This window comes from Pontibacillus sp. ABV4_188 (assembly GCF_056311905.1).
The window spans coordinates 3,553,068-3,573,421 of record NZ_CM149975.1; the positions used below are offsets into that span (position 1 = coordinate 3,553,068).

The 20,354-nt window shown below is 43.3% G+C and carries 16 protein-coding genes; 1 reads left to right on the forward strand and 15 read right to left on the reverse strand.

Annotated elements, in window-relative coordinates; all coding sequences use genetic code 11:
• Positions 1-7: 7 nt before the first annotated feature.
• The 4 genes from ACYX4O_RS18020 to ACYX4O_RS18035 are packed head-to-tail and all read right to left on the reverse strand — an operon-like array spanning position 8 to position 5,038.
• Positions 8-1,315 (reverse strand): hypothetical protein, encoded by a 1,308-nt coding sequence (locus ACYX4O_RS18020; protein ID WP_476352841.1) that lies wholly within the window; start codon positions 1,313-1,315, stop codon positions 8-10.
• On the reverse strand, positions 1,272-2,555 hold the full coding sequence (locus tag ACYX4O_RS18025) for a M20 family metallo-hydrolase (RefSeq protein WP_476352843.1): 1,284 nt from the start codon (positions 2,553-2,555) through the stop codon (positions 1,272-1,274). The genes ACYX4O_RS18020 and ACYX4O_RS18025 overlap by 44 nt, the downstream gene beginning before the upstream one ends.
• Positions 2,536-3,837 carry an amidohydrolase gene (locus ACYX4O_RS18030; protein WP_476352844.1) on the reverse strand — a complete coding sequence of 434 codons (1,302 nt, stop codon included), beginning with the start codon at positions 3,835-3,837 and terminating at the stop codon, positions 2,536-2,538. The genes ACYX4O_RS18025 and ACYX4O_RS18030 overlap by 20 nt, the downstream gene beginning before the upstream one ends.
• Positions 3,830-5,038: a M20 metallopeptidase family protein gene (locus tag ACYX4O_RS18035; RefSeq protein ID WP_476352846.1), complete on the reverse strand. Its 1,209-nt coding sequence runs from the start codon at positions 5,036-5,038 to the stop codon at positions 3,830-3,832. Before ACYX4O_RS18035 ends, ACYX4O_RS18030 begins: the two co-directional genes overlap by 8 nt.
• A gap of 606 nt (positions 5,039-5,644) precedes the next feature.
• Between ACYX4O_RS18035 and ACYX4O_RS18040 the strand changes: the two genes are divergently transcribed.
• Entirely contained in the window at positions 5,645-5,962 is a 318-nt protein-coding gene (locus ACYX4O_RS18040) for a hypothetical protein (RefSeq protein ID WP_476352848.1), read from the forward strand.
• Positions 5,963-6,138: 176 nt separating this feature from the next.
• On the opposite strand, the gene ACYX4O_RS18045 is transcribed toward ACYX4O_RS18040, so the two are convergent.
• The 11 genes from ACYX4O_RS18045 to betB form a co-directional block, all read right to left on the reverse strand.
• Complete coding sequence (locus ACYX4O_RS18045) at positions 6,139-6,516, reverse strand: YbaN family protein (protein WP_476352850.1); 378 nt, start codon at positions 6,514-6,516, stop codon at positions 6,139-6,141.
• 242 nt (positions 6,517-6,758) lie between these two features.
• Complete coding sequence (locus tag ACYX4O_RS18050) at positions 6,759-8,123, reverse strand: PTS ascorbate transporter subunit IIC (protein WP_476352852.1); 1,365 nt, start codon at positions 8,121-8,123, stop codon at positions 6,759-6,761.
• A 30-nt stretch (positions 8,124-8,153) separates the two neighbouring features.
• Positions 8,154-8,420, reverse strand: coding sequence for a PTS sugar transporter subunit IIB (locus tag ACYX4O_RS18055; protein ID WP_476352854.1), 267 nt, complete (start codon positions 8,418-8,420; stop codon positions 8,154-8,156).
• Between the two features lie 21 nt (positions 8,421-8,441).
• Entirely contained in the window at positions 8,442-10,544 is a 2,103-nt protein-coding gene (locus ACYX4O_RS18060; protein WP_476352856.1) for a BglG family transcription antiterminator, read from the reverse strand.
• A 525-nt stretch (positions 10,545-11,069) separates the two neighbouring features.
• Positions 11,070-12,593 carry a tripartite tricarboxylate transporter permease gene (locus ACYX4O_RS18065; protein WP_476352858.1) on the reverse strand — a complete coding sequence of 508 codons (1,524 nt, stop codon included), beginning with the start codon at positions 12,591-12,593 and terminating at the stop codon, positions 11,070-11,072.
• A 15-nt stretch (positions 12,594-12,608) separates the two neighbouring features.
• Positions 12,609-13,067: a tripartite tricarboxylate transporter TctB family protein gene (locus ACYX4O_RS18070; protein ID WP_476352860.1), complete on the reverse strand. Its 459-nt coding sequence runs from the start codon at positions 13,065-13,067 to the stop codon at positions 12,609-12,611.
• A gap of 63 nt (positions 13,068-13,130) precedes the next feature.
• Positions 13,131-14,129: a tripartite tricarboxylate transporter substrate binding protein gene (locus ACYX4O_RS18075; protein WP_476352862.1), complete on the reverse strand. Its 999-nt coding sequence runs from the start codon at positions 14,127-14,129 to the stop codon at positions 13,131-13,133.
• A 186-nt stretch (positions 14,130-14,315) separates the two neighbouring features.
• A complete protein-coding gene (locus ACYX4O_RS18080) occupies positions 14,316-14,990 on the reverse strand; it encodes a response regulator (RefSeq protein ID WP_476352864.1) in 675 nt (224 codons plus the stop codon).
• Complete coding sequence (locus ACYX4O_RS18085) at positions 14,987-16,588, reverse strand: ATP-binding protein (protein WP_476352866.1); 1,602 nt, start codon at positions 16,586-16,588, stop codon at positions 14,987-14,989. Before ACYX4O_RS18085 ends, ACYX4O_RS18080 begins: the two co-directional genes overlap by 4 nt.
• A gap of 414 nt (positions 16,589-17,002) precedes the next feature.
• Positions 17,003-18,718 carry a choline dehydrogenase gene (gene betA / locus ACYX4O_RS18090; protein WP_476352868.1) on the reverse strand — a complete coding sequence of 572 codons (1,716 nt, stop codon included), beginning with the start codon at positions 18,716-18,718 and terminating at the stop codon, positions 17,003-17,005.
• A 60-nt stretch (positions 18,719-18,778) separates the two neighbouring features.
• The gene (betB, locus tag ACYX4O_RS18095; RefSeq protein ID WP_476357204.1) at positions 18,779-20,251 is read right to left on the reverse strand and encodes a betaine-aldehyde dehydrogenase; all 1,473 of its coding nucleotides are present in this window, start codon (positions 20,249-20,251) and stop codon (positions 18,779-18,781) included.
• Positions 20,252-20,354: the final 103 nt, after the last annotated feature.

A 20,354-nucleotide genomic window follows, 5' to 3' on the forward strand; every position in this document is an offset into this window, starting at 1 on the left:
CCCGTACTTATTCATTTAGGACAAGGGAAAAGACTTTTCTCGGTCTCCCCCGCTCGCCTGATTGAGCTTCCCCACTTTGTTCAACAAGGCCGGCTTTCTCCATCTCATTAAGAATTCTCCGACCATTTCGTTCTGTGCTTTGTAGCCAACGAGATAGATCTTGTGATGTAAAAGTTGATCGTTGGTAGTGATGCACATAAGAGATAATTTTTGAAACAACACCAGGACTAAGGTGTGCACCCTTTAATTTCTCAGCCCATTCTTCCCCAGCACCTACCGTTTGATAGGAAATTTTCTTATCTTGCTGTTTAAGTGTGATTTCTTGATATTCATCCACCATTAGAAGCGTAGGCTCTTCAAAAGATTTATAATTCCTAAAACCTAGTCGGACGTTTTGCTCGGCCTGTGACACGGTTTCTCCAATTCCAATCGCAATGTTTACCTGACTAGAAGTTTGCATTTCAACATTTTGAATAAGGGAAAATAGTTCTTCTTCTACTTCTACACCCATTTGCCCACGGGTGGTAAAAATAAAGAACAATCCGTCACCAAGTTGCATCAATGACCCACTTGTCTTCTCGGCTATGCTAAGCAAGAACCGTCTTAAATCTAGCTCCTGGTGTTTCATCCGAAACGAATAATGTAGTTCATCAAGCTTATTCAATTCAAAATCAATCCGACACCCAATTGTCGCCACCTGTGCATTTCGCAAGCGCTTCGACTGGGCCCGCTCTTCTAAAAATTGAAGAATGAGTTTAATAGATAAATAGGAAGGCGTCACTCTGAACACCGGAACCTTTAACTCTTTTAATTTCTTATAGACGGACTTAATCGAAGTAATCGCAACTTCTGTTTTGCCTTCTTGATACAAAGTAGCGTGGAATTCTACAAGCTCATCGGAGTATTGATACCCCTCAAATGGATGGTTGTAATACGTCAGCGATTGAAGATCATAATAGGAAAGAATCTTATCAATTTCTTCATCGGTAATCGTATCAATGCTCACTTTCTCGAAGACTTTCTTACTCGTAAGCTGGGCTTCTAGTAAGATCCCGAAAAAGCTAGAACCATGGAGAGGTGGATAACTTCCTTCTTCTGGTGTGATTAAGTTTTTCTCATAAGCATACGTATAATTGAGTATTCCGGAGAAAAACCATTGATCCACTTCGTATCGATGAGCCGATAAAATGGCTTCCACATCAGATAATTGTTCGTACGTATAGGGTACGACTTCGATCCCTTCAAATTCATCTGTTACATATAAGATTTGCTCAAGAGAGTCCGATGGCGCGATGACTCCGATCTTGGTTTTCATAATCATCACCTGTCTCTACCTTTAAGTATTCTGCTATAATATGGCTTCCTTTTTCTAAATCAGCCATAGTGGCATATTCTGCAGGATGATGACTAATCCCTTCTTTACACGGAATGAACAGGAGTGCTGAAGGCCACTTTAAAGCCATGTTCATGACATCATGCCCTGCCCCGCTATCCATGCTTATTGCCTTATAATCAAGGGACTTGCAAATCGAATGAAGTTGATCCTGCATTGATTCGTCTAACGTAACAGAATCGTTATCAACAATGACTTCTACACGTAATTTCACGTTTCGTTTAGCTTCGATTTGCTTACAATACTCTCCGATATCTTCTGCTAGCTTACGCTTTGCCGCGTCGTCTACACTTCTGATATCAATACCAACCTGAACTTCTCCTGGTATCACATTCATCGCATTTGGCTCTACATGTAATGTACTAACGGTTGCAACGAGTTGCTTCTGGAGTGTTTCGTTCCGCTTTAAAGCCTCTTCTTCAACAAAAGGAATCAGAGGAGCGACTGCTGCAAGAGCATCCTGCCGCTTGTGCATCGGCGTTGTTCCCGTATGGTTCGCCATGCCTTGAGCAGTTATTTTCAAGCGGATTGGACAAGCCACACCTTCAACAATTCCAATATCCGCTTTGTGATCTTCCACCTGTGTCCCTTGTTCAATGTGGAGTTCTAAGAAGCTTTCTAAAAAGGAAGATGGTTTCTCTGCTTGATCAATTGTATCCCAGTTCAACCCAAACGACTCACTAACTTCTTTAACCGTATGCCCATCTTGATCGGATACATTAGCTAAGTAATCTTTATCAAGGAGCCCAGACACCGCTTTACTTCCTATTGTAGATACACCAAATCGAGCGGATTCTTCAGAGGCGAAACAGGTGACTGCAATGTTTTTCTTCGGTGCAACGCCCTGATCTTTCAATTGCTTCACAGCCGCTAATCCTGTCAAAACGCCAGCCACCCCGTCATACCCTCCGCCGCCATGGACGGTATCCAGGTGGGAACCGACTGCAATCGTCGGAGCATCTTTATCTACTTCCCACATTGCCCACTGATTCCCCGCTTCATCTTGCTCTACCGTAAGCCCAAGGTCTTTAGCCACACTTCGGAAAGCTGCGTGAGCCTTCGCTTCTTCAGGGCTATAACTCAGCCTTGTAAATCCATTCGGTTGATTCATGTCACTAGTCGTGTTTAATTTTTTTAACGTATCACTTAACCAATCCCGCACATGTATGACCTCCTTTTACGATGTTGATGTATGTCTCTAAAGCGACAGGTAAAACCTCTTCGTCAAAGTCAAAAGACGGGTGATGATGACCGAAAGCTAAAGGTGTTCCAAACAACATATAGGTAGCGATACCCCCTCGTTGTTGCACCTCATTCACCATAAAGCTCGCATCTTCAGAACCGGATACCGCTGTAACAGGGAGGATCTCTTGAATGATCGAACTTCCTATACACCTAGCTTGAACAGCATCCACCGCTTCTTCACTACATTCTAAGGAAGACGTTTCTCCAACTTCCTCAATCTCCGTTGAGACATCGTATAAATCTCCAACTGATTGAATCATACGAGTCGCTTCAGCGTGAACGAAATCTTGAATCGTTCCTGTTTCTCCTCTTGTCTCAAGTTCTAAATAGCCGTGATCTGCAATTACATTCCTGCCTGATCCAGCTTGCAGTTTCCCAACGTTAATCCTCGATGCACCTGCGCTATGGCGAGGAATGGTGTAAAGCTGAGTAGAGGCAGTTGCTGCAGCTAAGAGCGCATTTTTACCCTCTTCAGGATTCATACCAGCATGAGCTGAACGACCTGTATACGTAACGTTCATCTTCGAAGAGGCTAAGAATCCTTCTACAGAAGCAGCAATAGTCCCAACCGGCATGGAGTGAATGCCAATGTGGCCGGTATAAAACTCATCCACATCCTGAAGCCATCCGTTGTCCTTCATCGCTTTCGCCCCTCTTCCTCCCTCTTCTGCTGGTTGGAAAAGAAGGGTGAATGTACCTGAGAGTGATTCGCTATTGTTATGGATATAATGAGCAAGCGCAACCCCGATGGCCGTATGTCCATCATGCCCACAAGCATGCATGGCACCGTCTACCTTCGAGTGAAAACCTTCTTGAAAAGGAAGGTGCGTAGCATCATGTGTTTCATGAATCGGAAGGGCATCGATATCAAAACGAAAAGCACTATGTTTACCAGGCTTTCCTGTATCCCATGTAGCGACGACTCCTGTATGCCCGCCTTTCATATGTTCCATCCACGTCTGTTCAACACCCCACTCTACAGCCTCATCTTCGTGCTTCTCTAACTCTTGTTTTGTAGGCACGCCTTTACGAGATTCAGATCGCAGTGCTTGTTGTCCGATGTGTAACGTGAAGCCTAGTGCTTCTAACTCTTTACCAATTGTAAAAGTCGTTCGGTATTCCAAGAAGCCAAGTTCAGGATGCTGGTGGAGTGTGCGCCGCCAATTCTTTAAAATGGTTTTTAATGATTCATCATTCACTTGTTTCACCTTCTTGCAAATGAGCGAGTGTGTCACTGGCCACTTGTGCGAGCATTGCACTTCCTGAGGAGAGAGCCTTTTCATTTAACATGAAGCCAGGATTATGAAGTCCCATTTGGTCTTCTTTCGAGTCGATTTGCGTCCCTAACCAGATGAAAGCACCAGGATATTTATTTAGGAATCTAGAGAAGTCCTCCCCTGCTAATACAGGATCGACGGTTGGCGTGGAATCTGGGCCTAGGATCTTTTGTGTGGAATTACGAGCGACTTCGGCCCACTTCGGTGTATTAATCGTAGCAGGGTAGCCATCCAAATACGTAATGTCCACTTCTCCGCCGAAAGCTTCCGTGACGTGTTCCACAATGGAGTGGAAACGTTCTTTCACTTTTTCTTTAACGGCAGGCTGATATGTGCGAACCGTTCCTTCTAACGTCACTTTATCTGCGATTACATTATGGGCATACCCACCGTGAATGCTCCCAACTGTCACGACTGCTGATTCAATTGGATTAACGTTTCGACTCACAATCGTTTGGAGGCTTGTGATGATTTGATTGGCGATAATAATCGCATCATTACCATCCTGAGGCATGCTCGCATGTCCGCCTTTACCTTTTACCGTAACGGTAAAACGATCAGAAGCCCCCATCATTTCTTGATCACGAATACCTACTTGTCCTACAGGAAGACTTGGCCAAACATGTTGTCCGTAAATCACATCTGGCTTATAGTCATCAAAGACACCATCTTCCATCATCTGAGCCGCCCCCCCTGTTGGGGAATTCTCCTCGGCTGGCTGAAAAACAAGAAGCACAGTACCCAAAAGCTCACTCTTACGTTGATTCAGTGCATAACCAGCTCCAAGTAACATAGCGGTATGGGCATCGTGACCACATGCGTGCATAACTCCTTCGTTTGTTGACCGAAAATCATGGTCCGTTTGTTCCGTAATAGGTAGCGCATCAATATCAGCCCGTAAAGCAACCGTTCTTCCCGTTTGCTCACCTTCAATAATGCCTAATACACCCGTACCCGCATAGCCTGCCTTAAATGGAATTCCGTATTCCTTAAGCTGCTCCTGAATAAAGCGAGATGTATTCCATTCCTGTGTACTTAATTCAGGGTTCTGGTGTAAATATCGTCGAAAATCAATAATATCGTTTTCGATCGGTTTGATGATTTCTTGAAACGTAGCAACCATTCCGACACTCCTTAATTAAGGACATATTCCTTAAATGTTCCTTAAATTGATGTTATATAACACTATAAGGGAAACTTCACGATCTGTCCATGTTAATATTTGAGAATTCTGAAATTTTTGTCGGGTCGGGGAGACAGGTACATTGTCCCTTCTCATCACGAAATATCTGCTTGTTAAAGGCATTTTGGTTGCTTTGGAATTTTTCTCTGACGTTTTCATGAACTTACAGGCTCAAAAGGTTATAGAAGAAACCGATCAGTGACCTTTCTGGTAGGTTTATTTCCTTAAACGTCACAGATAGTTGAAATCTATGACGTTTTGCTTTATTAACAACCTGAAAATGTCACTGATCCCCTCTCTCTATGACGTTTTGCTTGAAAAATTGCAGAAAAAAAGGTCATTGATCACATCAGGGCAGTTAAACATGCATCGTTACTAGCAAATAAAAAAACACAGAAGTCCCTTCTATAGAAGGACTTCTGTGTTGATATCGCTTTTTATTTCGAAAGACAAAGGGACGAGGTACCTGTCCCCATGCCCCAGTATTGTAATATAATAGAAATGATATCCCTTCTCTCCCTTTTTACGAACAGGAGGTCTAATCTGATGAAAAAGCGATACATATATCTAAATCTACTTATAGGATTGCTATATCAGCCGGCGATTTTATTTGCAATGTCTATGAGCATAAGCCAAGCAAACAGTACTGATGAAATTATCTCTAATTTATATTGGGTAATCCCTATGCACATCTTATTAGGTTCTTTCCCTGCTATCATCCTCTTCATAATCCACATGACAACTGGCAAAAGATTAAAGCAAGCATTCGGATACCTTATACTCGGAGTAATGCTCGTTTTAATTTTACAAGTGACCCTTTACATAGCCATGTTTCTCCTGTTCACCTATGGACCTATCATTTAGGTGGGGCGGAGGGACAGGTACATTGTCCCTCCAACCCTTAGAAGCGTTCGCTCTCTTTCACAGTTTTCAAGATTACAATAAAAAATACAGAAGGCCTTTTTTAAAAAGCCCTTCTGTATTAGTTTTCCTTCTGTTATTTCGAAAGACGAAGGGACGAGGTACCTGTCCCCCCGGCCCTACTCAATCGTCTCAATCTTATAAATAAAGTAATAATGTTTATACAAAGCAAGCAAGACCATAAAAATTCTGGCGATCAAGATATCTACCATAATGAATGAGACGATAATAAAACTATCGGCAATAATGTTAATTCGAATCTTTTCCCTCTTCGTTAACCCTTTCTTTTGAAGAAAAGCTAAGACATATTTTTGATAAACCTTTGTGCTTTTAAACCAGTTTTCAACACGCTTTGAACTCTTTGAAAAACAAAAAGCCGCAAATAAATAAAAAGGGCCCCCTGGTAGTACAGGTAGAATGGTACCTGCAATGCCCACACCAAGTGAAAGGATCCCTAATAAAGCAAAGACGAGATTTTTTATGTGTTTAATAGTCATCACCTTTTATTTCATCAACGAATTGTTTTAACTCATTATTTGTATTCTATAACCCACATAAATTGTACGACAAATGAGAGGAATTGTAATGATATATGATTACAATTAAGTGAAACTTCGATTGATTTTAGTAATGCTTCTTTCACATTTAGATTTGCTCTAACTCAATTCAGCCGTCCTCCCCCACAAAAAAAGAAAGCCTCCTCATCAAGAGAAGACTTTCTCAGTAATCCAATTATGATTTATGCTGCTTCAGAAGAAGCTTCTTTTGAACCTCTTGTTTTCCAGCTTATGAAGAAGGCAATAATGAGAAGTACAAATGCGCTAGCAATGAAGAGGAAGTTCGATTCGAATAGACGAATTAGATTTCCTAAAATGATTCCTACAAATCCGAAGTCCGCGTCCCCGAATGTTGTGCCTTCAAATCCGAGTGAGCCGAGTACTGGTAGTAAGAGGGCTGGAAGGAAGCTGATGATCGCACCGTTTGCGAATGATCCGACCACTGCTCCGCGTCGACCACCAGTAGCGTTACCGAACACACCAGCCGCTGCACCAGTGAAGAAGTGTGGCACGAGCCCTGGCACGATGACCTTAAGGCCAAGTAGCGGCAGGAAGAACATACTGAGTAGACCAGCTACGAAGCTCGTTAAGAAACCGATGATCACCGCGTTACTCGCAAATGGAAAGACCGCTGGTGCATCAAGGGCTGGCTTCGCATTTGGAACCACCTTGTCCGCAATTCCTTTAAAGGCTGGAACAATCTCAGCAAGTAACATGCGCACACCTTGTAAGATAATATAAACGCCAGCTGCGAATGTAAGACCTTGCATGAAGGAGAAGACTAGGAAGTTCTGTCCTCCACTTAGTTCTGTTTCGATGAACGCAGGTCCTGCGAAAGCTGCAACAACGAAGAACAAGACAACCATCGTTAAGGAAACGGATACAGAAGTGTCACGAAGGAAGCCAAGAGACTTCGGAACTTTAATCTCTTCTGTTGATTTAGAATTTTTTCCAATACGCTTACCGATGAAAGCGGAAACAAAATATCCTGTAGATCCGAAGTGGCCAACGGCAAAATCGTCTGAACCCGTAATCTCTCTAGTGTAGGGTTGTAAGATCGCTGGGAATAGCACCATCAATGAACCGAGGATAAGAGATCCGATAATGACAAGAGATGCACCCGATAAGCCGCCTGTTGTTAAAATAACTGCAATGAGGCAGGCCATAAACATGGTATGGTGACCTGTAAGGAAAATGTACTTAAATGGCGTAAAACGAGCGATTACAATGTTCGCAACCATTCCAAATAACATGATCATCGCCGTCTCTGTACCGAAACTTTCCTGGGCCATAGCGACAATCGCTTCATTATTTGGAATGACTCCATTTACACTGAATGCATGATCAAACATGGCACTAAATTGTGTTAATGACTTAATAAGAAATTCTGCACCAGCTCCAAGAATCACAAACCCCATGATCGTCTTAAGTGTACCTGATAACGTGTCAGCGAAATTCTTACGCTGAGCGATTAGACCAATGAGGGCGAACAGCCCAACCAAGATGGCGGGCGTTCCCAGAATATCTTTCATAATTAAATCGATCATAGTCTATTCCCTCCTCTTGTTTACCTGTCTCTAGATATTTTGCTCTAACGCTTCTTTTAGTTCGTTCTTGTCCATTAGGTTTTTCAGTTGAACCACATTTTTACTGCCATCGTCTAAGCTGCCAACAATGTCTTCAGATCCAAGGTATAGGTCTGCTGGCTCTGATTTTGCAGAGGAAAGGTCTGTGTGAGATACTTCTGCTTCTTTGTTAAGATCTTTCAAAATGCTTTTTACGTTCATTTCTACAATCATGCTGCTTCCTAAGCCATTACCACATACAACTAATACTTTTTTCATTTGAAATCCCTCCAAGTTTTTTTATACGTGCGAATAATTGTTTACTAAGCTTACTACATCATCTGTGTTTTGAGCGTTCAATAACTGTTCCATATTCTCAGGCTCTGACAGCATCGTCGTGAGCTGAGATAAAGCTGTTAAATGTGTTTCATTGTCAATCGCGGCTAACACAATAATGAGATTGGCCTTATGTTTCTCCTGGTCTGAAAAAGGTACCGGCTCATCTACTTTTAATAAGCTCATCCCTAATTGTTCTACTCCCGCTTCTGGGCGAGCATGTGGGATTGCAATTTTAGGTGCGATTACGATGTAAGGTCCTAATTCGTTTACATTGTTAATCATGGCATCAATGTAGCCTTGGCCAATCTTTCCACTTTCTAAAAGAGGCTGGGATGCTTGCGTAATTGCATCTTCCCAACTGGATACGGTTGATTCGAATTGAATCGTATCTGAGGTAAGCAATTCATTTAACATAGGTTTGTAATGCTCCTTTATCGAAAAGGTCTGATGGGCCTGATAAGAGAGAAGCTGCTGTTTTAATGCATCTTCATCATGCACGGTGGCATGCTTCTTGATTACCGCCATCAGCTCATCTGCCTGATCCATTTCACCAGGTGCTTCCTGAAGCCGATGGTTCAATTGCTTCAAAACGTATTCCTTGTCTGCGTCTTGAAGAAGGGCCGGAACATGAATGACAGGTGTTTCTTTTTCTTTTAAGAAATTCGTTGCAAAGATGACATCCGCTCGTAAAGCTGTGTCCTGATATTCCCGGAAGGAAAGGGTTGCGACAACATCAATCCCGGTCATCATAGCTTCTAACTGAGCCTTCAGCATGTTCGATGTTCCAATGCCGTTTTCGCAAACAATAAGCGCTTTGTACTTCTTCTCAATCGTTTGGTCTTCCTTTGAAAGCCAACCACCAAAGTGCATTGCGATATAAGCAATTTCTTCATCTGGGATTGTCTTCTCCATATAACGCTCCAAGTGAATGATCGAGCGCTTGGTCAGTTTGAAGATTTCTTGATAATGTTCCTGGATGTGCTCAGACAACTCATTGTTAGAAGGAACATCGTACTTCAAACGGTAAAAAACTGGCTTCAAATGCAAGAGTAAATTGGCTTCTAATTGATCGCGATGTTCGAATAATACACAAGAATACACTTGAAAGTCATCAACCATGCTACGAATCACTCGCTTTAAACCTGGCGCCTCTGGATCTTCGTATGGAGAAGAAGGCGGTTCCTGATGGACTTTCGAGCTTAAGAGATTCATAGATAAAAAGCCTATTTCATCCTCTGAAAGTTCCGCATATCCTTCAGCGTGGATTTGTTCACTAATCCGCTTCGCAGCAGAAAACGCTTTCGTTTTTGCTAATGCTTGTCGTTCATCTTCATCTAACTTAATCTCTTGGCCATTTGTGAGCCTTTCCAAAGAAATGACAATTTGCATGGATAAAATCGTAATCATTTCATCGGTGAACACGAGACCCAGCTCTTTCTCCGTTTCGTATAAGACTTTCTTTAAAAAAGGAGTCAGCTTCGTCTGCTCAGGTGACATGGATAACAGAATCTCATAAGCCTCACTTCTGATTCCTTGCCATTTCTCATCGGTTTTCACCGAAACTAAAATGTGCGAGAGAAGCTGGCGCTTGTGCAATTCCTGCCCTTCAAGGAAGTAACCCTTAGTCTTCGAGTAACGAAGCTCGAGTCTATGTTCTTGGAAGTACTCTTTTATCTGATCAAGGTCTTTACTAATACTGCCGCGGCTCATTTGCGTATGATCGATAAGATCTCTCATACGGATGACTGATGTATTGGCTAACAAGTACAAGAGGAGTAATACTTTCCTCTCTTCCCTGGATAACCGGTAATCCCAGCGGTCAGAAAGCTTGATCTTCTGAGGAATCTGAGTTTCTGTCTTAGCGGTGAGGAAAAAACCCTTGCCTCTCTCCCGCTGAATGCCCTCAAGATCCTGATCTTCGAGCCAATCGTTAATTTGTTGAATATCATAATAGATGGTACGAGCCGAAACGCCCATTTTCTTCTGAAACCATTTCGTTGAGATGGGTGTATCTGACTGGTACAACTGCGTTAATAAAAAAGTACGTCGTTTATCTAAAACCATATCAACCCTTCACCTCCGGATGATGAAGTTTGCAAAATGTTTATTCAAAGTCATCATGATGTTGAATACAAACCTAGTATAACCCCAATATATTAAACATGAAAGGGGTTTCACTGTATAACAACTGTCATACTGAAGTTTGCAAAATTGAACAGTTAGTGGGATGGGGGGACAAGTACCTTGTCCCTCTCTAGTGGGACGGGGGGACAGGTACCTTGTCCCTCTCTGACGTTTTGCTAGTGGTTCGGTCTCAAACGGTAAGAGACAAGCCCCATCTGTGACGTTTCCGTTGCTCAATCGATCCAAAACGTAAGAGAACCAGGTGATCAATAACCTTATGACCCGGCCACACTTCAAAAAGGTCACAGAATCCTCAAACAAAATAGATCTCCTCCCAGCTAAAGTCCCCATAAACGCAAAAACCCCTTTCTTGATCAAACGTTTGATCAAGAAAGGGGTTTATCATAAGACATGGCGGGACATGGTACCTGTCCCTCTGACCCAAGTCCCTCTGACCCACTACATTTAATTCGCTTTATATTGAGAGGATTCTTCTTCAGAAACAGGAGGATCTTCTTTCTTCCCTCCACGAATAAACCCAAATAGAAGTGATAACAAGCTCACAATCAGCAGTGAAACGGATATCGGGTCCTCCAGAAAGACCATCATACTTCCACTCGAAGATGTAAGGGCTTGACGGAAAGATTGTTCCATCATGCCCCCAAGAATGAACGCCAGAATAAATGGCGGGGCCGGGAATGAAAAGATTCTCATTAAATAACCGAGAACCCCGAATAGAAGAAGTAAATAGAGATCAAATGTACTGAAGCTAATGGAATATACACCAATTAAGCTAAACGTAATGACGAGGGCAATGAGAAGTGGACGAGAGATCTTTAGAATCTTAGCGATATAAGGGATTAGCGGCAAATTTAAAATGAGCAGGAACACATTCCCTATATACATACTCGCTATAATTCCCCAGAACACATCCGGATGATCTTGCACAAGAAGCGGCCCTGGCTGTATTCCTAACGCAAGAAAAGCTCCAAGCATAACAGCCGTCGTACCTGAACCAGGAATACCCAAGCTTAATAATGGCACGAATGCCCCACTCGTTGCAGCATTATTGGCTGTCTCCGGTGCGGACAATCCCTTTACTGATCCCTTACCAAATTCATCTGGCTTCTTAGCAAATCTCTTCTCCGTTATATATCCAATAAACGAAGCAATTGTAGCCCCAGCTCCCGGGAGGACGCCGAGTAAGAACCCAAGGAATGACTGGCGTGTCATGGGTCCACGCATTTCTTTAAAGTCCGCTTTCTTAAGTTTCAAGTTTCCAATATCACTCTGTTTACTTAACGAACTATCCTTTCGACTTAAAATTAAAGCACAGACTTCCGCTAGAGCAAATAAACCAAGTGCAATAACGAGGAAATCGATCCCTTCCATTAAATTAGGATTGCCGAATGTGAATCGGTTCGTCCCAGTTTGTCCATCAATCCCGATTGTCGCTACCATAAAGCCAACAGTAGCAGCAATCAAAGCTTTCACCGTAGATCCGTCAGAAAGACTTGAGATTGCTGTTAACCCTAACAGCATTAAAGCGAAATACTGAGCCGGACCGAATGAAACAGCTACTTGAGCAAGAGCAGGAGCAAACAACATAAGAAGCACAACTGAGACTGTCCCCCCTACAAATGAGGAGACCGCCGCGATGGCAAGCGCCTTACCCGCTTCTCCTTTTTGAGCCATAGGATATCCATCGAATGCCGTAGCCACTGTACCTGAGATTCCAGGGGCATTTAATAGGATAGAAGACGTTGAGCCACCAAATACGGCTCCGTAATAAACCCCCGCCATCATCACTAATGCAATAGAAGGATCCATTCCATATGTCACCGGAATCATAATAGCAATGGCACTGATTGGACCAAGCCCAGGCATCATACCGATCAGTGTGCCTGTTACAACACCTATTAAAACAAATAGAATTCCTTGTAAACTAAAGGCGACTTGGAAACCTTCGAAAAGTCCTTCAAAAGCCATATTAATCAACACCTTTTAAAATGGTAGAATGCCTTGGGGTAAGCGAATTTGTAACAAGTAATTAAATAAATAATACAATGCCGAAGGAAAGACTAAAGAAACGACTATATTACTTATAAGCCTCCTATACCCCAAGGCCCATGAGCACGTAAATACAAATAACGCCGTTGTCACGACAAATCCAATCAATTCAAATAGGAAAATGTAAAGTAATATTAGAGCGCCTACCCCCATTAAGGCTATGAGATCCTGTTTAGAAATCTTTCGCTTCTCTTTTTCTTGAGATGTTTCTGAGGATTTATCAAAATAAAGCAACACGGATAGACCAATTAAGATAAACCCTAAAACCTTCGGCACAAAGTCTGAGTCAACCGGTACATAAGGGTACTCTTTTAAATGAAAGGTCAGGTATAAATAACCTGCTGACAGAAGAAGCAACACTACGCTAATCTTCTGGTTCAATGTCTTCAGCATATAATCCACCTTCTTTCTATGGAATGAAAGGACTGCACAAAGGCAGTCCTTTTAACTTTACATTTACTGTCCAAGTCCAAGCTCTTCAAGTAAGGCTGAGACTTCTTTCGTCTGTTCTTCCAAGAACGTTTTATATTCTTCACTATTCATATACATCTCGTCCCAACCGTATTTCTTACGTAGATCAGCGAAGACATCGGATTCACTAACTTCTTTCAATTTCTCTTCATAATACGTAACAGCTTCCGGGTCCATGTCCTTTGGACCGAAGAAACCGCGCCAGTTCACGAATGTAGCATCAATTCCTTGTTCTTTCGCTGTAGCGTAGTCAGAAACAACATCGCCTTCTATGCGTTCTTCTGAAGTAACACCAAGCACTTTTATCTTTCCAGCCTTAACTTGTTCTACCGTCTCAGCAACACCCGTGGAGAAGACGTCAGCACTTCCATTTAAGATTTGCGTCAGAGCCCCTCCGTCTTGTGAGGACACATATTTAATCTTCGTAATGTCTACTCCTGCTTCTTTAGCAAAACGTACAAACTGCATATGATCCATAGACCCAGGAGAAGATGTGCCGACAACCGTTACACTAGACGGGTCATCCTTCATATCCTCAAACAGGTCGTTCAAATTATCCCACTTTGCATCTTTTGCAACCGCAAATGCCCCATAATCCGCAATTACATTTGCAAGAGGTGTAACTTCTTCATAAGAAATATCAGACTGACCGTTCAACGGCACGAATAATAATGGCGGTGAGGAAACAAAGATCGTGTGTGGGTTGTTCGTGCTGTTAACATAGGACCAACCTACCGCTCCGCCACCACCTGGCTTATTGACTACACCAACACTTTTTTCAACGATCTCCTCATCTTCAAGCACTCTCGCCACACTTCTAGCCGTCGTATCCCAACCGCCTCCGGCTCCAGCGGGTGCTACAATCTCAAGTCCCTTCTGTGGTTGCCACTCCCCATCAGCCGTTCCAGAACCAGATGCATCATTCCCACAAGCCGTCATAACGAATAATAATAGCAACATACCAACCATCGATACCCTCTTCATAAGTCCTCTCCCCTTTTTGTTTTTATTTAAGATGTAAATTCATCGTAATCGAAACCGAACAAAATGTAACCGTTTTCAAAATAATCAAAATTAAAAACATTACTTCTAATAAAATTCATAAAAACCACAGGAGAACAAAACGGAAGTAATTACTGATTGAATAAAAAAACCGATCACTAGGATCGGTTATACCACGAAATATTTTCTTTCTGGACGACCAACTTTCCCGTATCGCATTTCAGCCTTCCCCTCTGATACAGAGATCAGGTATTCAAGATACCTCCTCGCTGTCGTCTTGGATACGCCAATTAGTTCACCTGCCTGATCAGCTGTCAGCCCATCAGGTGAGTCGGTCAGCATGGACCTTACTTTCTGTAACGTAATCGAATCAATCCCTTTAGGAAGTTCCGATGCATGAGTGACTCTTTCTGTTTTGTGCCCAATCAGCTGGTCGATTAACGATTGGTCAAACGTTTGATTCATATTCATAAGCTGCTTGTTTCGCTTGTACGTTTCAAGTGTCTGATAAAATCGTTCCATTGTAATAGGCTTAATAATATAGTCTACCACACCATACTTTAAAGCCTTATCAATCATCCGTTTATCATCCGCTGCTGTAATCATAATAACGTCGACAAACGGCGCACGCTCTCTAATGTCATGGAGAAGGTCCGTGCCAAGCCGGTCCGGCATATACACATCAAGAAGTAGCAGTTCCGGCTTATGCGAATCGACTAATTGTAGCGTTTCTTCCCCATTCAATGCCTTCCCTACGACAGTCAAACCATCTACATTCTCTAAAAACTTCTCATGAAGCTCTCCCACCCTAAAATCATCTTCTGCTATGACAACTCGAATCATGCTCCCCTTTCTCCCCTTTCCTTTGGTATAAAGACAGAGAAGACTGCTCCTCCCTCATCCGATTCACCGATTTCCAGAGTTCCGTTTAAATCATCTACGATTTGGTTCAAATTCGCCAATCCGAACCCTCGATTGTCTCCTGCCTTCGTAGAGAAGCCTCTCATAAATACATAAGAAACCATTTCCTCACTAATCCCTGGCCCTGAATCAGCCACTTCAAGAACGATTTCATTTCCTAAGTCCGTTGCAAAGAAAGAAACATTTTTGTTAGACGAATGAGACACAGCTTCAAACGCGTTGTCGATTAGATTGCCAATAATCGTTACGAGACTGGAACGACTAATATGATCAGGAAGCCGATGTAAAGACGACTCATCATTTATTTCAAGAGTTATTTTTTGTTCAGAAGCTTTGCTGATCTTACCTAGCAAAATCGCTTGGACTGTCTCATCCTCAATCTGATCAAAGAGGACACGATTCTGCCCCTTCGATGTCTGAAACTCAGATTGGATTAGATTTACCGCTTCCTCAACATTTCCAAGTTGCAGAAAACCCAAGATGACGTACATTTGGTTCGCAAATTCATGCGTCTGTGCCCTCAAGTCCTCCGAATACCGCTTCACTTCAGATAAGGCATTGACCATTTCTCTTACTTCCGACTTGTCTCTAAAGCTTGCCACAACGCCAATAACGTTTCCATCAATGATGATCGGTTTGCGGTTTACAATGACCACTTTATCATGAAGCACCATCTCCACATCACGTTCTTCCACTCCAGTCTCAAGCACTCGTCTCATCTGCGTATTTGGGAACACGTTATCAATCTTTCGGCCTTTTGTGTCTTCATTAATCGCAAGCATCTTCCTGGCCGACTGGTTCATCATTGTCACAATCCCATCTGCATCGACAGAGATGATCCCTTCTTTAACAGAAGACAAAACCGCTTCATGGTCCCTATAAATAGAAGCGATCTGAACTGGCTCAAGTCCCAGCGTATCCTTCCGTATACTTCTTGCTAACAAAAAACTTCCGATGACTCCACATATAAGAACCACAACTGAGATAAGCCCGATATCAGTAAGCTTACCTATAGTAGCCGAATTAATATCTGTAATTAAGAACCCTACCGATATAATTCCAACGATAGCCCCATCTTCATTATAGACAGGGGCTTTCCCTCGCAGCGATAACCCTAAAGACCCCTCAGCCTTTGATATGTAATACTCGCCGTTCACTAATGCACCTTCATTATCCCCGCCTACCATTTTCTCCCCAATCTTCCACTCATCTGGATGGGCATAGCGAATACTATCTGCATTCCCCACAACCACAAACTCCGCCCCTACTTCTTCTTGAATACGATGAGCAATGGGCTGAAGAATGGCTGAAGGATTTTCAGCGGTGAAGGCTTTTTTCACCGTGGGCATCAGAGACATCGTCGTAGCAGCCTGAAGTGCCAACTGCCCCATTTTCTCTTCCGTCCCTTCTTTCTCCCAATAAGCGAATACGCCGGCAAGTACGAGAATGACACTCACTATAATTGTAACCACTAACCCTAGTATTTTCGTTTGCAACGCAACCCTGATGCCATTTCCCAATGAATGAGCCCTCCTGAACCGTTAACTTACTAAATATTTTATCATATTTTCGAAGATTCAGTATATTGTTGGGTCAGGGGGACAGGTACCTTGTCCCTCTCTTACTTTTTACTAGATTTATATCTCGAAAAGGGAAGAGATACTAGCAATCGTTGACGTTTTGCTAGTGGTTCGGTCTCAAACGGTAAGAGACAAGCCCCATCTGTGACGTTTCCGTTGCTCAATCGATCCAAAACGTAAGTGAACCATGTGATCCATGACCTTTTGACCTGCCCACACCTCGAAAAGGTCACAGAAGACTTAAACATAATAGATCTCCTCCCCTGTTAAAGGCCTCTTTAACGCAAAAAAACCCTTTCTTGATCAAACGTTTGATCAAGAAAGGGTTTTTCTATTATAAATCACGACAAGAACTTACCGGGACAATGAACCTGTCCCCCTGTCCTGCGTTTCCCCTACCGTACCAGCTTCCGGAGCGTGCACGCCGTGACGATAGAAGTCAGCATGAATCGGCTTAAGTGGTTTACGTCCTAAAATCAAATCGGCAGCTTTCTCTGCAAGCATCAACACAGGTGCATGAATATTGCCATTCGTTACGTAAGGCATAGCAGATGCGTCGACTACGCGTAAGTTCTCAACTCCGTGAACCTTCATTGAATGAGGATCTACTACGGCCATTGGATCTGTTGCAGGTCCCATTTTGGCTGTACAAGACGGGTGAAGGGCCGTTTCGGCATCTTCTTTTACCCACTCTAAAATCTCTTCGTCTGTTTGCACAGAAGGTCCTGGTGAGATTTCTCCTCCATTGTATGTTTTCATAGATGGCTGAGACATAATGTTACGCGTTACGCGTACAGCTTCAATCCACTCACGACGATCTTGTTCAGTAGATAGATAGTTGTATACCATGCTTGGGTGTTCTTTCGGATCTTTTGAACGGATTTTCAATGACCCGCGGGCATCGGAGTACATCGGTCCAACGTGTACCTGGAAGCCGTGCTTCGTTGCCGCTTTTTGACCATCGTAACGTACCGCTACTGGAAGGAAATGATACATCAGGTTCGGATAATCCACGTCCTCATTCGAACGAACAAATCCTCCGCCTTCAAAGTGGTTCGTCGCGGCTGGTCCTGTACGTCCGAACATCCACTGCAACCCAATCCAAGGCATACGCGCTTTATTTAAGTTCGGCTGTTCAGAGACAGGCTCTGGGCATGAGTACTGAATATACGCTTCAAGGTGGTCCTGAAGGTTCTCCCCTACTCCCGGAAGATCAACGACTGGTTTAATACCAAGGGACATAAGGTGATCAGCATCGCCCACACCTGAAAGTTGAAGCATCTGCGGCGTGTTAATCGCACCACCTGAAAGGATCACTTCTCCTGCTTTTACTTGGTGAGTCTGTCCATTTCGGAAATACGTTAAGCCTGTAGCTTTTTTCCCGTCAAAATTAATATGCTTAACGAAGGCACGTGTTTTAACCGTTAAATTTTCACGATCCATCACCGGGTGCAAGTAAGCACGGGATGCTGACATTCGCTGTCCTTTATATACGTGCTTATCAAACGGTCCGAAACCTTCTTGGCGGAACCCGTTCACATCAGGAGTTCTTGAGTAGCCCGCTTCAACACCTGAGTCAAAGAACGCCTGGAATAAAGGATTCTTGGCTGGTCCGCGTTCCAATTTGATAGGACCGTCATGGCCACGCATCTCATCGTCCGGTGAAGCTAGCGCGTTTTCTAAACGCTTAAAGTACGGAAGACAGTGTGCGAAATCCCACGTATCCATCCCCTCATCTGCTCCCCAGCGCTCATAATCTAACGGATTTCCACGCTGATAAATCATACCGTTGATGGAACTAGAACCTCCAAGAACTTTCCCTCTCGCATGCTTGATGCGTCGGCCGTTCATATGCGGTTCAGGGTCAGATTCGTACTTCCAATCGTACAAGCTTTTCCCTGCAGGAAACGGCAAAGCCGCTGGCATCTGAATTAGAAGATCCCATGAATAGTCGCTACGTCCCGCTTCTAAAATAAGAACGCTTTTCTTTCCATCTTCACTCAGGCGGTTACCAAGCACTGAACCTGCACTCCCGCCCCCAACAATTACAATATCGTATGCTTCTGTCATATGTGTTCCTCCTTGATGAATTTTTTCTTCATATATTTCAAGTGATTATATTTAAATAGATTAGAACCAATTAATTGGTTCAGGATTCAAGTTTTGGAAAATATGCTTCGTTTCCGTATATTCTTCAAGGCCTAATTTCCCTAGCTCTCGTCCAATACCAGACTGCTTAAAGCCGCCCCACGGTGCATGAGGGAAGTATAAGTTAAAGTCGTTAATCCAAACCGTTCCCATGCGCATCTTCGCAGCACAGCGTTCTGCTTTTCTCGTGTCGTTCGTCCACACGCCGCCAGCAAGTCCGTAGATCGAATCATTAGAGATCTTAACGGCTTCTTCTTCTGTGCTGAACTTCTCAACCGTGATAATCGGACCGAACGCTTCTTCTTGAACAACGGTCATGTCCGAGGTACAGTCCGTGAAGATCGTAGGCAGGTAGAAGAACCCTTTTTGCAACTCAGGATCTTCAGGGCGCTTGCCGCCAACGGCTAACGTTGCGCCTTCTTCAACCCCTGCTTGTACGTACTGTTCTACCTTCTGAAGGTGTTCTGCTGAAATGAGTGGTCCCATTTGCGTATCTTCATCAAAACCGCTGCCAAGCTTGAACTTCTTCACTCGCTCTACAAGCGCTTGGACGAATTCATCGTGAATGCTTTCTTCTATAATTAATCTTGTGCCAGCCGAACAAATTTGCCCTGCGTGGAAGAACACTCCGTTTAATGCCTGGTCCACTGCTGTTTCAAAATCAGCATCTGCGAAAATAATATTCGGGTTCTTCCCACCAAGCTCAAGCGCAAGTTTTTTCACGTTCGAACTTGCCGCTTGCATGATCTTCTTCCCGGTCACGATTCCGCCTGTGAAGGAAATAAGGTCGACATCCTCGTTGGCCGATAGCTCTGCACCAATCGTGCTTCCTGCACCAAGAACGAGGTTGGCTACACCGGCAGGAACGCCTGCTTCCTCGATGAGTTGAAATACTTTAACCGTTGTAAGCGGTGTAATTTCACTTGGCTTCATAATTAACGTATTGCCCGTTGCAAGTGCGGGAGCTAATTTCCACGACGCTTGAAGTAAAGGATAATTCCAAGGTGTAATCTGTCCGCACACACCTACTGGTTCACGTACAACTTTACTGATGGAGTTTGCAACTGGTGAATCAATCATTTCTCCGCCATCTTTATCTGCAAGTTCTGCATAATAGCGAAAGACTCCAGCGATATCCTCCATGTCGCCGCGACTTTCTTCTACTGTTTTGCCCGTATCGAGTGATTCTAAGTAAGCTAGCTCTTCTTTATCTCGTTCAATGAATTCAGCAATCGTACGCACGACCGCCCCACGCTCTGTCGCCGGTGTTGAAGCCCATTCTCCGTTATCAAAAGCTGCTCTCGCAGCAGCGATCGCTTCTTTTGCTTCCGTTTCATTCCCTTCTGGAACCGTCGCAATGATTTCCTGATTATATGGATTAATAATGGTACGCGTGTCGCCTGAGTCCGAGCCAACCCATTTGCCATTTATATAATGTTGCAGTTTCAGTTTCAGATCCAATTCAATCAACTCCTCAACTTTGTTATTCGATATATATTAAATTTATTAAATATTTATTTAACGTTTTTAACAGTAACAATAATTTTATCGTCTGTCA